Genomic DNA, 14,932 nt, shown 5'->3' on the forward strand with positions numbered 1-14,932 from the left:
GCATTCGACCAGATCGATAACGCGCCGGAAGAAAAAGCTCGTGGTATCACCATCAACACTTCTCACGTTGAATATGACACCCCGACTCGCCACTACGCACACGTAGACTGCCCGGGCCACGCCGACTATGTTAAAAACATGATCACCGGTGCTGCGCAGATGGACGGCGCGATCCTGGTTGTTGCTGCGACTGACGGCCCGATGCCGCAGACTCGTGAGCACATCCTGCTGGGTCGTCAGGTAGGCGTTCCGTACATCATCGTGTTCCTGAACAAATGCGACATGGTTGATGACGAAGAGCTGCTGGAACTGGTAGAAATGGAAGTTCGTGAACTTCTGTCTCAGTACGATTTCCCGGGCGACGACACTCCGATCGTTCGTGGTTCTGCTCTGAAAGCGCTGGAAGGCGAAGCAGAGTGGGAAGCGAAAATCATCGAACTGGCTGGCTTCCTGGATTCTTACATCCCAGAACCAGAGCGTGCGATTGACAAGCCGTTCCTGCTGCCTATCGAAGACGTATTCTCCATCTCCGGTCGTGGTACCGTTGTTACCGGTCGTGTAGAGCGCGGTATCATCAAAGTTGGTGAAGAAGTTGAAATCGTTGGTATCAAAGAGACAGCTAAGTCTACCTGTACTGGCGTTGAAATGTTCCGCAAACTGCTGGACGAAGGCCGTGCTGGTGAGAACGTTGGTGTTCTGCTGCGTGGTATCAAACGTGAAGAAATCGAACGTGGTCAGGTACTGGCTAAGCCGGGCTCTATCAAGCCGCACACCAAGTTCGAATCTGAAGTGTACATTCTGTCCAAAGACGAAGGCGGTCGTCATACTCCATTCTTCAAAGGCTACCGTCCGCAGTTCTACTTCCGTACTACTGACGTGACTGGTACCATCGAACTGCCGGAAGGCGTAGAGATGGTAATGCCGGGCGACAACATCAAAATGGTTGTTACCCTGATCCACCCAATCGCGATGGACGACGGTCTGCGTTTCGCAATCCGTGAAGGCGGCCGTACTGTTGGTGCGGGCGTTGTTGCCAAAGTAATGAGCTAATTGCCGAATAACATTTGACGCAATGCGCAATAAAAGGGCATCATTTGATGCCCTTTTTGCACGCTTTCACACCAGAACCTGGCTCATCAGTGATTTTTTTTGTCATAATCATTGCTGAGACAGGCTCTGAAGAGGGCGTTTAGTCCGAAACGCACCAGAGCATTTCGGTTTGGATCGCCTCGCTTACGCGGGGTGAAAATGTTTGTAGAATACTTCTGACAGGTTGGTTTATGAGTGCGAATACCGAAGCTCAAGGAAGCGGGCGCGGCCTGGAAGCGATGAAGTGGGTTGTTGTCGCTGTATTGCTGCTTGTAGCTATCGTTGGCAACTACCTCTATCGTGACATGATGCTGCCGCTGCGTGCGCTGGCCGTAGTGATTCTGATTGCCGCAGCGGGTGGTGTCGCGCTGTTGACAACAAAAGGTAAAGCGACTGTTGCTTTTGCCCGTGAAGCGAGGACCGAAGTCCGTAAGGTCATTTGGCCAACTCGCCAGGAAACATTGCACACCACATTAATTGTGGCTGCGGTTACCGCAGTAATGTCACTGATCCTGTGGGGACTGGATGGTATTCTGGTTCGCCTGGTATCCTTTATCACTGGCCTGAGGTTCTAAGATGTCTGAAGCCCCTAAAAAGCGCTGGTACGTCGTTCAGGCGTTTTCCGGTTTTGAAGGCCGCGTAGCCACGTCGCTGCGCGAATATATCAAGTTACAAAATATGGAAGAGCTGTTTGGCGAAGTCATGGTGCCGACCGAAGAAGTGGTCGAAATCCGTGGTGGCCAGCGTCGCAAGAGCGAACGTAAATTCTTCCCGGGCTATGTACTGGTCCAGATGGTGATGAATGACGCAAGCTGGCACCTGGTGCGCAGCGTGCCGCGTGTGATGGGCTTTATCGGCGGTACATCTGACCGTCCGGCGCCGATCAGCGACAAAGAAGTTGATGCGATCATGAACCGTCTGCAGCAGGTTGGCGATAAACCACGTCCGAAAACGATGTTTGAGCCAGGTGAAATGGTTCGCGTTAGTGACGGTCCGTTTGCTGACTTTAACGGTGTGGTTGAAGAAGTGGACTACGAGAAGTCCCGCCTGAAAGTCTCTGTTTCTATCTTCGGTCGCGCGACCCCAGTAGAACTGGACTTTGCCCAGGTAGAAAAAGCCTAAACAGCGATCAAAAAAGCGGCGATTTAATCGTTGCACAAGGCGCGAGATTGGAATACAATTTCGCGCCTTTTGTTTTTATGGGCCCTGTCCGTAAAACGAATTTAATCACGGGGAGCCTCCTTGAGGCGCTATAACCCAACTAGAGGAATTTAGAATGGCTAAGAAAGTCCAGGCCTACGTCAAGCTGCAGGTTGCAGCTGGTATGGCTAACCCGAGTCCGCCGGTAGGTCCAGCACTGGGTCAACAAGGCGTGAACATCATGGAATTCTGCAAAGCGTTCAACGCAAAAACTGATTCCATGGAAAAAGGTCTGCCGATCCCGGTTGTTATCACCGTTTACGCTGACCGTTCTTTCACTTTCGTTACCAAAACGCCTCCGGCAGCAGTTCTGCTGAAGAAAGCTGCTGGTATCAAGTCTGGTTCCGGCAAGCCGAACAAAGACAAAGTGGGTAAAATTTCCCGCGCTCAGCTGCAGGAAATCGCGCAGACCAAAGCTGCCGACATGACTGGTTCCGACATTGAAGCGATGACTCGCTCCATTGAAGGTACTGCACGTTCCATGGGCCTGGTAGTGGAGGACTAAGAAATGGCTAAACTGACCAAGCGTATGCGCGTGATCCGTGACAAAGTTGATGCAACTAAACAGTACGACATCAACGAAGCTATTGCTCTGCTGAAAGAGCTGGCCACTGCTAAATTCGTAGAAAGCGTAGACGTTGCCGTCAACCTCGGCATCGACGCTCGTAAATCTGACCAGAACGTACGTGGTGCAACTGTACTGCCGCACGGTACTGGCCGTTCCGTTCGCGTAGCCGTATTTGCCCAGGGCGCAAACGCTGAAGCTGCTAAAGCTGCAGGCGCTGAGCTGGTAGGTATGGAAGATCTGGCTGACCAGATCAAGAAAGGCGAAATGAACTTTGACGTTGTTATTGCTTCCCCGGATGCAATGCGCGTTGTTGGCCAGCTGGGTCAGGTTCTGGGCCCGCGCGGCCTGATGCCAAACCCGAAAGTTGGTACTGTAACCCCTAACGTTGCTGAAGCAGTTAAGAACGCTAAAGCAGGTCAGGTTCGTTACCGTAACGACAAAAACGGCATCATCCACACCACCATCGGTAAAGTGGATTTTGACGCTGACAAACTGAAAGAAAACCTGGAATCTCTGCTGGTTGCGCTGAAAAAAGCGAAACCGACTCAGGCTAAAGGCGTGTACATCAAGAAAGTTAGCATCTCCACCACCATGGGTGCTGGTGTTGCCGTTGATCAGTCCGGTCTGACTGCGACTGTGGCGAACTAATATTCGCCTTTACGTGGGCGGTGATTTTGTCTACAATCTTACCCCCACGTTTCTGCTAATTGCAGACGTATATCCGAGATATTCAGGCTGTGGCAAGGCGACAACTGAGTGAATCGCCAGAAGCATAGTTAACTATGTGACTGGTGTGAACGAAGGCAGTCAACGCCGTCACAGATTGAATAGCGACAGATAGACAAGATTTGTTCGTTGGAGCCTGGCCTATCCAGGCCTCCGTCGAAGACCGCAGGTGTTTCGTAAGAAACTTAATGCCCTGCGTAGACGGTGACAGAACGCTAAGATTATTTCTGATACTCTGGCTTGTTTCTGCTCACCGTATTTAGACGCTCTCTCAGTTGGGGAGAGTGAAGTGAGTTCCGGAACATGAGTTCCGGCAAACATCCAGGAGCAAAGCTAATGGCTTTAAATCTTCAAGACAAACAAGCGATTGTTGCTGAAGTCAGCGAAGTAGCCAAAGGCGCGCTGTCTGCAGTAGTTGCGGATTCCCGTGGCGTAACTGTAGATAAAATGACTGAACTGCGTAAAGCAGGTCGTGAAGCTGGCGTATACATGCGTGTTGTTCGTAACACCCTGCTGCGCCGCGTCGTTGAAGGTACTCAGTTCGAGTGCCTGAAAGACACGTTTGTTGGTCCGACCCTGATTGCATACTCTATGGAACACCCGGGCGCTGCTGCTCGTCTGTTCAAAGAGTTCGCGAAAGCGAATGCAAAATTTGAGGTCAAAGCCGCAGCCTTTGAAGGTGAATTGATCCCGGCATCGCAAATCGATCGCCTGGCAACTCTGCCGACCTACGAAGAAGCAATTGCACGCCTGATGGCAACCATGAAAGAAGCTTCGGCTGGCAAACTGGTTCGTACTCTGGCTGCTGTACGCGATGCGAAAGAAGCTGCTTAATCGCAGTTATCTTTCTCAAGCATCTGCTTACGTATAAACTTATTCTGATTTTCAGGAACAATTTAAATGTCTATCACTAAAGATCAAATCATTGAAGCAGTATCCGCTATGTCCGTAATGGACGTTGTAGAACTGATCTCTGCAATGGAAGAAAAATTCGGTGTTTCCGCTGCTGCTGCTGTAGCTGTAGCTGCTGGCCCGGCTGAAGCTGCTGAAGAAAAAACTGAATTCGACGTAATTCTGAAAGCTGCTGGCGCTAACAAAGTTGCTGTAATCAAAGCAGTACGTGGCGCAACTGGCCTGGGTCTGAAAGAAGCTAAAGACCTGGTAGAATCTGCTCCGGCTGCCCTGAAAGAAGGCATCAGCAAAGACGACGCAGAAGCACTGAAAAAATCTCTGGAAGAAGCTGGCGCTGAAGTTGAAGTTAAATAAGCCAACTTTTCTGGTTGCAGCCTAAGAAATTAGGCTGATGGCTGGTGACTTTTTAGTCACCAGCCTTTTTGCGCTGTAAGGCGCCAGTAGCATTTCACACTGTTTGACTACTGCTGTGCCTTTCAATGCTTGTTTCTATCGACGTCTTAATATACTGCGACAGAGCATCAGTTCTGTGTAAATCGCAATGAAATGGTTTAAGCGTGATAGCAACAGGCATTGCGGAAAGTATTCGATTTTCCGGTCAACAAAATAGTGTTGCACAAACTGTCCCTTCGTCGGACAGATGGGTCGACTTGTCAGCGAGCTGAGGAACCCTAATGGTTTACTCCTATACCGAGAAAAAACGTATTCGTAAGGATTTTGGTAAACGTCCACAAGTGTTGGACATACCTTATCTCCTTTCTATCCAGCTTGACTCGTTTCAGAAGTTCATCGAGCAAGATCCTGAAGGGCAGTATGGTCTGGAAGCAGCTTTCCGTTCCGTTTTCCCGATTCAGAGCTACAGCGGTAATTCCGAGCTGCAATACGTCAGCTACCGCCTTGGCGAACCGGTGTTTGACGTTCAGGAATGTCAGATCCGTGGCGTGACCTATTCCGCACCGCTGCGCGTAAAACTGCGTCTGGTGATCTACGAGCGCGAAGCGCCGGAAGGCACCGTAAAAGACATTAAAGAACAAGAAGTCTACATGGGCGAAATTCCGCTCATGACTGACAACGGTACCTTTGTAATCAATGGTACTGAGCGTGTTATCGTTTCTCAGCTGCACCGTAGTCCTGGCGTCTTCTTTGACTCCGACAAAGGTAAAACCCACTCTTCGGGTAAAGTGCTGTATAACGCGCGCATCATCCCTTACCGTGGTTCCTGGCTGGACTTCGAATTCGATCCGAAGGACAACCTGTTCGTACGTATTGACCGTCGCCGTAAACTGCCTGCGACCATTATTCTGCGTGCACTGAACTACACCACTGAGCAGATCCTTGACCTGTTCTTTGAAAAAGTTGTTTTTGAAATTCGTGACAACAAGTTGCAGATGGAACTGGTGCCGGAACGCCTGCGTGGTGAAACCGCATCCTTTGACATTGAAGCTAACGGCAAAGTCTATGTCGAAAAAGGCCGTCGCATCACTGCGCGCCACATTCGCCAACTGGAAAAAGACGATATCAAACATATCGAAGTTCCGGTTGAATACATTGCTGGTAAAGTTGCTGCTAAAGACTACGTTGACGAATCTACTGGCGAGCTGATCTGCGCAGCTAACATGGAGCTGAGCCTGGATCTGCTGGCTAAGCTGAGCCAGTCTGGTCACAAGCGTATCGAAACTCTGTTCACTAACGATCTGGACCACGGTCCGTACATTTCTGAAACTGTACGTGTTGACCCAACCAACGATCGTCTGAGCGCACTGGTAGAAATCTACCGCATGATGCGTCCTGGTGAGCCGCCGACTCGTGAAGCTGCTGAAAGCCTGTTCGAGAACCTGTTCTTCTCCGAAGACCGCTATGACCTGTCCGCGGTTGGTCGTATGAAGTTCAACCGTTCTCTGCTGCGCGACGAAATCGAAGGTTCTGGTATCCTGAGCAAAGACGACATCATCGAAGTGATGAAGAAGCTCATCGATATCCGTAACGGTAAAGGCGAAGTCGATGATATCGACCACCTCGGCAACCGTCGTATCCGTTCCGTAGGCGAAATGGCGGAAAACCAGTTCCGCGTTGGCCTGGTACGTGTTGAGCGTGCGGTGAAAGAGCGTCTGTCTCTGGGCGATCTGGATACCCTGATGCCTCAGGATATGATCAACGCCAAGCCGATTTCTGCAGCAGTGAAAGAGTTCTTTGGTTCCAGCCAGCTGTCTCAGTTTATGGACCAGAACAACCCGCTGTCTGAGATTACGCACAAACGTCGTATCTCCGCACTCGGCCCAGGCGGTCTGACCCGTGAACGCGCAGGCTTCGAAGTTCGAGACGTACACCCGACTCACTACGGTCGCGTATGTCCAATCGAAACGCCTGAAGGTCCGAACATCGGTCTGATCAACTCCCTGTCCGTGTATGCACAGACTAACGAATACGGCTTCCTCGAGACTCCGTACCGTAAAGTGACCGACGGTGTTGTAACTGACGAAATTCATTACCTGTCTGCTATCGAAGAAGGCAACTACGTTATCGCTCAGGCGAACTCCAACCTGGATGACGAAGGCCACTTTGTAGAAGATCTGGTTACCTGCCGTAGCAAAGGCGAATCCAGCTTGTTCAGCCGCGACCAGGTTGACTACATGGACGTATCCACCCAGCAGGTGGTATCCGTCGGTGCGTCCCTGATCCCGTTCCTGGAACACGATGACGCCAACCGTGCATTGATGGGTGCGAACATGCAACGTCAGGCGGTTCCGACTCTGCGCGCTGATAAGCCGCTGGTTGGTACCGGTATGGAACGTGCTGTTGCCGTTGACTCCGGTGTTACTGCAGTTGCTAAACGTGGCGGTACTGTTCAGTACGTGGATGCTTCCCGTATCGTTATCAAAGTTAACGAAGACGAGATGTACCCGGGCGAAGCAGGTATCGACATCTATAACCTGACCAAATACACCCGTTCTAACCAGAACACCTGTATCAACCAGATGCCTTGCGTATCTCTGGGCGAGCCGGTTGAACGTGGTGATGTGCTGGCAGACGGTCCGTCCACCGACCTCGGTGAACTGGCGCTGGGTCAGAACATGCGCGTGGCATTCATGCCATGGAATGGTTACAACTTCGAAGACTCCATCCTCGTATCCGAGCGTGTTGTCCAGGAAGACCGTTTCACTACCATCCACATTCAGGAACTGGCATGTGTGTCCCGTGACACCAAGCTGGGGCCAGAAGAGATCACCGCTGACATCCCGAACGTGGGTGAAGCTGCGCTCTCCAAACTGGATGAATCCGGTATTGTTTATATCGGTGCGGAAGTGACCGGTGGCGACATTCTGGTTGGTAAGGTAACGCCGAAAGGTGAAACCCAGCTGACGCCAGAAGAGAAGCTGCTGCGTGCGATCTTCGGTGAGAAAGCGTCTGACGTTAAAGACTCTTCTCTGCGCGTGCCAAACGGTGTTTCCGGTACGATTATCGACGTTCAGGTCTTTACTCGCGATGGCGTAGAAAAAGACAAACGTGCGTTGGAAATCGAAGAGATGCAGCTGAAGCAGGCGAAAAAAGACCTGTCTGAAGAACTGCAGATCCTCGAAGCTGGCCTGTTCAGCCGTATCTACGCTGTGCTGGTTTCCGGTGGTGTTGAAGCTGAGAAGCTCGACAAACTGCCGCGTGACCGCTGGTTAGAACTCGGCCTGACCGACGAAGAGAAACAGAATCAGCTGGAACAACTGGCTGAGCAGTACGACGAACTGAAACACGAATTCGAGAAAAAACTCGAAGCGAAACGCCGTAAAATCACTCAGGGAGACGATCTGGCACCGGGTGTGCTGAAGATTGTTAAGGTTTATCTGGCGGTTAAACGTCGGATCCAGCCTGGTGATAAGATGGCAGGTCGTCACGGTAACAAGGGTGTAATCTCTAAGATCAACCCGATCGAAGATATGCCACACGATGCTAACGGTACGCCGGTAGATATCGTACTGAACCCGCTGGGCGTACCATCGCGTATGAACATCGGTCAGATCCTTGAAACCCACCTGGGTATGGCTGCAAAAGGTATCGGCGATAAGATCAATGCCATGCTGAAACAGCAGCAGGAAGTCGCGAAACTGCGCGAATTCATCCAGCGTGCTTACGATCTGGGTTCAGATGTTCGTCAGAAAGTTGACCTGAATACCTTCAGCGATGAAGAAGTTCTGCGTCTGGCTGAAAACCTGAAAAAAGGTATGCCGATCGCAACGCCGGTATTCGACGGTGCGAAAGAGTCTGAAATCAAGGAACTGTTACAGCTGGGTGGCCTGCCGACTTCCGGTCAGATCACACTGTTCGACGGTCGTACCGGTGAGCAGTTCGAGCGCCAGGTTACCGTTGGCTACATGTACATGCTGAAACTGAACCACCTGGTTGATGACAAGATGCATGCGCGTTCTACCGGTTCTTACAGCCTGGTTACTCAGCAGCCGCTGGGTGGTAAGGCGCAGTTCGGTGGTCAGCGCTTCGGGGAGATGGAAGTGTGGGCGCTGGAAGCATATGGCGCAGCATACACCCTGCAGGAAATGCTCACCGTTAAGTCTGATGACGTGAACGGTCGTACTAAGATGTATAAAAACATCGTGGACGGCAACCATCAGATGGAACCAGGCATGCCGGAATCCTTCAACGTACTGTTGAAAGAGATTCGTTCGCTGGGTATCAACATCGAGCTGGAAGACGAGTAACTCTCGATCAAACAGGTCACTGGTGCTGGCGTAACAGTCAGCGCCAGATTGTGCTAACTCCGACGGGAGCAAATCCGTGAAAGATTTATTAAAGTTTCTGAAAGCGCAGACTAAAACCGAAGAGTTTGATGCGATCAAAATTGCTCTGGCTTCGCCAGACATGATCCGGTCATGGTCTTTCGGTGAAGTTAAGAAGCCGGAAACCATTAACTACCGTACGTTCAAACCTGAACGTGACGGCCTTTTCTGCGCCCGTATCTTTGGGCCGGTAAAAGACTACGAGTGCCTGTGCGGTAAGTACAAGCGCCTGAAACACCGTGGTGTGATCTGTGAGAAGTGCGGCGTTGAAGTGACCCAGACTAAAGTACGCCGTGAGCGTATGGGCCACATCGAGCTGGCGTCTCCGACTGCTCACATCTGGTTCCTGAAATCTCTGCCGTCCCGTATCGGTCTGCTGCTTGATATGCCACTGCGCGATATCGAGCGCGTACTGTACTTCGAATCTTATGTAGTTATCGAAGGCGGTATGACTAACCTGGAACGTCAACAGATCCTGACTGAAGAGCAGTATCTGGACGCGCTGGAAGAGTTCGGTGACGAATTCGACGCGAAGATGGGTGCAGAAGCTATTCAGGCCCTGCTGAAGAGCATGGATCTGGAGCAAGAGTGTGAAACTCTGCGCGAAGAGCTGAACGAAACCAACTCCGAAACCAAGCGTAAGAAGCTGACCAAGCGTATCAAACTGCTGGAAGCCTTCGTACAGTCTGGCAACAAGCCAGAGTGGATGATCCTGACCGTTCTGCCGGTTCTGCCGCCAGATCTGCGTCCGCTGGTTCCGCTGGATGGTGGTCGTTTCGCAACGTCGGATCTGAACGATCTGTATCGTCGCGTTATCAACCGTAACAACCGTCTGAAGCGTCTGCTGGATCTGGCTGCGCCGGACATCATCGTACGCAACGAAAAACGTATGCTGCAGGAAGCGGTTGACGCCCTGCTGGATAACGGTCGTCGCGGTCGTGCGATCACCGGTTCTAACAAACGTCCTCTGAAATCTTTGGCCGACATGATCAAAGGTAAGCAGGGTCGTTTCCGTCAGAACCTGCTCGGTAAGCGCGTTGACTACTCCGGTCGTTCTGTAATCACCGTAGGTCCATACCTGCGTCTGCATCAGTGCGGTCTGCCGAAGAAAATGGCACTGGAACTGTTCAAACCGTTCATCTACGGCAAGCTGGAACTGCGTGGCCTGGCCACCACCATCAAAGCCGCTAAGAAAATGGTTGAGCGTGAAGAAGCTGTCGTTTGGGATATCCTGGACGAAGTTATCCGCGAACACCCGGTACTGCTGAACCGTGCACCAACACTGCACCGTCTGGGTATCCAGGCATTTGAACCGGTACTGATCGAAGGTAAAGCTATCCAGCTGCACCCGCTGGTTTGTGCGGCATATAACGCCGACTTCGATGGTGACCAGATGGCTGTTCACGTACCGCTGACGCTGGAAGCCCAGCTCGAAGCGCGTGCGCTGATGATGTCTACCAACAACATCCTGTCTCCGGCGAACGGCGAACCTATCATCGTTCCGTCTCAGGACGTTGTATTGGGTCTGTACTACATGACCCGTGACTGTGTTAACGCCAAAGGCGAAGGCATGGTGCTGACTGGCCCGAAAGAAGCTGAGCGTATCTATCGCGCAGGTCTGGCCTCTCTGCATGCGCGCGTTAAAGTGCGTATCACCGAATACGAAAAAGATGAAAACGGCGAATTCGTTGCGAAAACCAGCCTGAAAGACACGACCGTTGGCCGTGCCATTCTGTGGATGATCGTACCGAAAGGTCTGCCTTTCTCCATCGTCAACCAGGCGCTGGGCAAGAAAGCTATCTCCAAAATGCTGAACACCTGTTACCGCATTTTGGGCCTGAAGCCGACCGTTATCTTCGCTGACCAGACAATGTATACCGGTTTTGCATATGCAGCGCGTTCAGGTGCATCTGTTGGTATTGATGACATGGTCATCCCAGAGAAGAAACACGAGATCATCTCTGAAGCGGAAGCTGAAGTTGCTGAGATCCAGGAGCAGTTCCAGTCTGGTCTGGTAACCGCGGGCGAACGCTATAACAAAGTTATCGATATCTGGGCTGCGGCGAACGATCGTGTATCCAAAGCGATGATGGATAACCTGCAAACCGAAACCGTTATTAACCGTGACGGCGTAGAAGAGCAGCAGGTTTCCTTCAACAGCATCTACATGATGGCAGACTCCGGTGCGCGTGGTTCTGCAGCACAGATTCGTCAGCTGGCCGGTATGCGTGGTCTGATGGCGAAGCCAGATGGCTCCATCATCGAAACGCCAATCACCGCGAACTTCCGTGAAGGTCTGAACGTACTCCAGTACTTCATCTCTACTCACGGTGCTCGTAAAGGTCTGGCGGATACCGCACTGAAAACAGCGAACTCCGGTTATCTGACTCGTCGTCTGGTTGACGTCGCGCAGGACCTGGTTGTTACTGAAGACGATTGCGGCACTCTGGAAGGCATCACCATGACCCCGGTTATCGAGGGTGGTGACGTTAAAGAGCCGCTGCGCGATCGCGTTCTGGGTCGTGTAACTGCTGAAGACGTTCTGAAGCCGGGTACGGCGGATATTCTGGTTCCACGCAACACGCTGCTGCACGAACAGTGGTGTGATCTGCTGGAAGAGAACTCCGTAGACTCCGTTAAAGTCCGTTCCGTTGTATCTTGTGACACTGACTTTGGTGTATGTGCGCACTGCTATGGTCGTGACCTGGCGCGTGGCCACATCATCAACAAAGGTGAAGCAATCGGCGTTATCGCGGCACAGTCCATCGGTGAACCGGGTACACAGCTGACGATGCGTACGTTCCACATCGGTGGTGCGGCATCTCGTGCGGCTGCTGAATCCAGCATCCAGGTGAAAAACAAAGGTAGCATCCGTCTGAGCAACGCGAAGTCGGTTGTGAACTCCAGCGGTAAACTGGTTATCACCTCACGTAACACCGAACTGAAACTGATCGACGAATTCGGTCGTACCAAAGAAAGCTATAAAGTGCCTTACGGCTCCGTTATGGCGAAAGGTGATGGCGAACAGGTTGCTGGCGGCGAAACCGTAGCAAACTGGGATCCGCACACCATGCCGGTTATCACCGAAGTGAGTGGTTTCGTCCGCTTCACTGACATGATCGACGGCCAGACCATTACTCGTCAGACCGACGAGCTGACCGGTCTGTCTTCTCTGGTGGTTCTGGATTCTGCAGAGCGTACTGCGGGTGGTAAAGACCTGCGTCCGGCACTGAAAATTGTTGATGCTCAGGGCAACGACGTTCTGATCCCAGGCACCGATATGCCTGCTCAGTACTTCCTGCCGGGTAAAGCGATTGTTCAGCTGGAAGATGGCGTACAGATCAGCTCTGGTGACACCCTGGCGCGTGTTCCGCAGGAATCCGGCGGTACCAAGGATATCACCGGTGGTCTGCCGCGCGTTGCGGACCTGTTCGAAGCACGTCGTCCGAAAGAGCCGGCAATCCTGGCTGAAATCAGCGGCATCATTTCCTTCGGTAAAGAAACCAAAGGTAAACGTCGTCTGGTTATCACCCCGGTAGACGGTAGCGAACCTTACGAAGAGATGATTCCGAAATGGCGTCAGCTCAACGTGTTCGAAGGTGAACGTGTAGAACGTGGTGACGTGGTTTCCGACGGTCCGGAAGCGCCGCACGACATCCTGCGTCTGCGTGGTGTGCATGCTGTAACTCGTTACATCGTTAACGAAGTTCAGGACGTATACCGTCTGCAGGGCGTTAAGATTAACGATAAACACATCGAAGTTATCGTTCGTCAGATGCTGCGTAAAGCCACCATCGAAAGCGCTGGTAGCTCCGACTTCCTGGAAGGCGAGCAGGTTGAATACTCCCGCGTCAAGATCGCAAACCGCGAGCTGGAAGCGAACGGCAAAGTGGGTGCAACGTTCTCCCGCGATCTGCTGGGTATCACCAAAGCGTCTCTGGCAACCGAGTCCTTCATCTCTGCAGCATCGTTCCAGGAAACCACGCGTGTCCTGACCGAAGCAGCTGTTGCAGGTAAACGTGATGAACTGCGCGGTCTGAAAGAGAACGTCATCGTGGGTCGTCTGATCCCGGCAGGTACTGGTTATGCGTACCACCAGGATCGTATGCGTCGTCGCGCAGCGGGCGAACTGCCAGCTGCACCGCAGGTAACTGCTGAAGATGCGTCTGCCAGCCTGGCAGAACTGCTGAACGCAGGCCTGGGCGGTTCTGACAACGATTAATCGTTGCCGACCATAATAAAAAACCCGCTTCGGCGGGTTTTTTTATGTCTATGTTATTTCTGATGGCGATTATCAGGTCTACGAAACCATCCGGCAGTGTCATTAATTTACCGGTGGTAACCGCCGATAAAGCTCAATCATATCGCCGGCCAGATCCTGAATCACCATGGCATTCATCAGGTGGTCCTGCGAATGAACGGTGATGAGATTAACCGGTAGTTTGCCGGTGCCCTCGTCAATACCGATCAGCTGGGTCTGGATTTTATGCGCTTGTTTGACGTACTCGCGTGATTCCGTCATCGCTTGTTCTGCACCGGCGAAATCACCTTTACGCGCCAGTTGCAATGCCGTCAGGGCCTGGCTGCGTGCAGCGCCAGCGTTGACCAATAATTCCATGATGATCGTTTCTAACTCTTCCATGCCATCACTCCAGTAGTTTCAGCGCCTTATCCAGTACCGCATCGCCTTTCATCATACCGTAATCCATCATGTCGATAACGGCGACCTTTTTGCCTAGTGGGTCGGCGATCGCCTGTAGCTTGGCCTGTTCATACTTAACCTGCGGACCGAGCAAAACGATATCCGCTGTAGCGATATTCTCTTCAAACTCGGCCACCGGGACGGCTTTGATGGTGACGTCGACGCCTTTTTTCTGGGCGGCATCTTTCATCCTTTGCACCAGCATGCTGGTGGACATTCCGGCGGCACAGCATAAAACGATGTTTTTCATAAGCAGTCTCGATCAACATGTGTGAATTGATAATTATCGCGAGCCAGCTATAGCAACAACTGCTTTGCAACGAATGTGTGCAAGGCATCACAAAGAAAGCCGCTTTTTCTGAAACCGGTTACAAAAAGAGGCAGAACCCTGCGATCTGGACCAGGGCCAGCGGCTTTTTGACTCGCTTATCACATGCTGGAATATATAATTACTGTCAATAAATACATGTTATAAAAAACAGTATTGACAGCGTTTTTTAAACCCGTATGTTAATACTTAACAGCGGAGAAATTGTAGTTTGCTGTTAACGTAGTAAGTGTTAGTAGAGCTTGATTGGGGTTTGCGATAAAGGCCACGAAGTATTTTTTGTATGGGATAGTCGATGCTGAAAACGCTATTTTTTCACCTCGACAATGCTTTCAGGCCACGTAGTTGATATATCTAATCGCAAAAAATCAGTAAAACGCGACGATGTAACGCCATGATTTAATAGTAAATGTTCGTGATTTCTTCTTTTTTTGTTATCACGAGGGAAATAAGGCAACGCATCAAAGAGTATATGTCGCGAGGGGAAGTGTACTTGTTTAGGTCACCAGCCTTGAGTTCTATTATCAAGCGGGTGGAATGTGTTTAACGGTAAATAGAGGAAAGCTTTAGTTAGTATCAATATCCAATATTATCTATAGTAAACGTGTACATTTTAAAGTAGTACC

Annotated in this window: 11 protein-coding genes; 9 read left to right on the forward strand and 2 right to left on the reverse strand. The window is 51.3% G+C overall.

Translation table 11 applies throughout. The features are described from left to right. The 9 genes from tuf to rpoC form a co-directional block, all read left to right on the forward strand. The coding region (gene tuf / locus OGY06_RS17870; protein WP_063942044.1) for an elongation factor Tu at positions 1 to 1,050 on the forward strand (1,050 nt) is incomplete at its 5' end. A 230-nt stretch (positions 1,051 to 1,280) separates the two neighbouring features. Next, positions 1,281 to 1,664 (forward strand): preprotein translocase subunit SecE, encoded by a 384-nt coding sequence (secE, locus tag OGY06_RS17875; RefSeq protein WP_003033128.1) that lies wholly within the window; start codon positions 1,281 to 1,283, stop codon positions 1,662 to 1,664. 1 nt (position 1,665) lies between these two features. After that, entirely contained in the window at positions 1,666 to 2,211 is a 546-nt protein-coding gene (nusG, locus tag OGY06_RS17880) for a transcription termination/antitermination protein NusG (protein WP_003033125.1), read from the forward strand. 154 nt (positions 2,212 to 2,365) lie between these two features. Then, positions 2,366 to 2,794 carry a 50S ribosomal protein L11 gene (gene rplK / locus OGY06_RS17885; protein WP_003033122.1) on the forward strand — a complete coding sequence of 143 codons (429 nt, stop codon included), beginning with the start codon at positions 2,366 to 2,368 and terminating at the stop codon, positions 2,792 to 2,794. A 3-nt stretch (positions 2,795 to 2,797) separates the two neighbouring features. Beyond that, the gene (gene rplA, locus OGY06_RS17890) at positions 2,798 to 3,505 is read left to right on the forward strand and encodes a 50S ribosomal protein L1 (RefSeq protein ID WP_003033119.1); all 708 of its coding nucleotides are present in this window, start codon (positions 2,798 to 2,800) and stop codon (positions 3,503 to 3,505) included. Positions 3,506 to 3,919: 414 nt separating this feature from the next. Then, on the forward strand, positions 3,920 to 4,417 hold the full coding sequence (rplJ, locus tag OGY06_RS17895) for a 50S ribosomal protein L10 (RefSeq protein WP_001207203.1): 498 nt from the start codon (positions 3,920 to 3,922) through the stop codon (positions 4,415 to 4,417). Between the two features lie 66 nt (positions 4,418 to 4,483). Next, positions 4,484 to 4,849: a 50S ribosomal protein L7/L12 gene (gene rplL, locus OGY06_RS17900; RefSeq protein WP_003033114.1), complete on the forward strand. Its 366-nt coding sequence runs from the start codon at positions 4,484 to 4,486 to the stop codon at positions 4,847 to 4,849. A gap of 320 nt (positions 4,850 to 5,169) precedes the next feature. Continuing rightward, positions 5,170 to 9,198: a DNA-directed RNA polymerase subunit beta gene (gene rpoB, locus OGY06_RS17905; protein WP_003033111.1), complete on the forward strand. Its 4,029-nt coding sequence runs from the start codon at positions 5,170 to 5,172 to the stop codon at positions 9,196 to 9,198. A gap of 76 nt (positions 9,199 to 9,274) precedes the next feature. After that, on the forward strand, positions 9,275 to 13,498 hold the full coding sequence (gene rpoC, locus OGY06_RS17910; protein ID WP_003826919.1) for a DNA-directed RNA polymerase subunit beta': 4,224 nt from the start codon (positions 9,275 to 9,277) through the stop codon (positions 13,496 to 13,498). Between the two features lie 102 nt (positions 13,499 to 13,600). Here rpoC and OGY06_RS17915 read toward each other — a convergent pair whose 3' ends face one another. Next, on the reverse strand, positions 13,601 to 13,918 hold the full coding sequence (locus OGY06_RS17915) for a PTS lactose/cellobiose transporter subunit IIA (protein ID WP_197385384.1): 318 nt from the start codon (positions 13,916 to 13,918) through the stop codon (positions 13,601 to 13,603). 4 nt (positions 13,919 to 13,922) lie between these two features. Continuing rightward, a complete protein-coding gene (locus OGY06_RS17920; RefSeq protein WP_003033102.1) occupies positions 13,923 to 14,228 on the reverse strand; it encodes a PTS sugar transporter subunit IIB in 306 nt (101 codons plus the stop codon). Positions 14,229 to 14,932 lie beyond the last annotated feature (704 nt).

The sequence above is a fragment of the Citrobacter sp. Cpo147 genome (assembly GCF_030332405.1).
Classification (GTDB): Bacteria; Pseudomonadota; Gammaproteobacteria; order Enterobacterales; family Enterobacteriaceae; genus Citrobacter; species Citrobacter portucalensis.

What these genes read in the sequence shown, in the direction of transcription:
- rplA (WP_003033119.1), top strand. Translation starts at nt 2,798, where the DNA reads ATGGCTAAACTGACCAAGCGTATGCGCGTGATCCGTGACAAAGTTGAT.
- OGY06_RS17915 (WP_197385384.1), bottom strand. Translation starts at nt 13,918, where the DNA reads ATGGAAGAGTTAGAAACGATCATCATGGAATTATTGGTCAACGCTGGC.
- OGY06_RS17920 (WP_003033102.1), bottom strand. Translation starts at nt 14,228, where the DNA reads ATGAAAAACATCGTTTTATGCTGTGCCGCCGGAATGTCCACCAGCATG.
- rpoB (WP_003033111.1), top strand. Translation starts at nt 5,170, where the DNA reads ATGGTTTACTCCTATACCGAGAAAAAACGTATTCGTAAGGATTTTGGT.
- rplJ (WP_001207203.1), top strand. Translation starts at nt 3,920, where the DNA reads ATGGCTTTAAATCTTCAAGACAAACAAGCGATTGTTGCTGAAGTCAGC.
- rplK (WP_003033122.1), top strand. Translation starts at nt 2,366, where the DNA reads ATGGCTAAGAAAGTCCAGGCCTACGTCAAGCTGCAGGTTGCAGCTGGT.
- secE (WP_003033128.1), top strand. Translation starts at nt 1,281, where the DNA reads ATGAGTGCGAATACCGAAGCTCAAGGAAGCGGGCGCGGCCTGGAAGCG.
- rplL (WP_003033114.1), top strand. Translation starts at nt 4,484, where the DNA reads ATGTCTATCACTAAAGATCAAATCATTGAAGCAGTATCCGCTATGTCC.
- nusG (WP_003033125.1), top strand. Translation starts at nt 1,666, where the DNA reads ATGTCTGAAGCCCCTAAAAAGCGCTGGTACGTCGTTCAGGCGTTTTCC.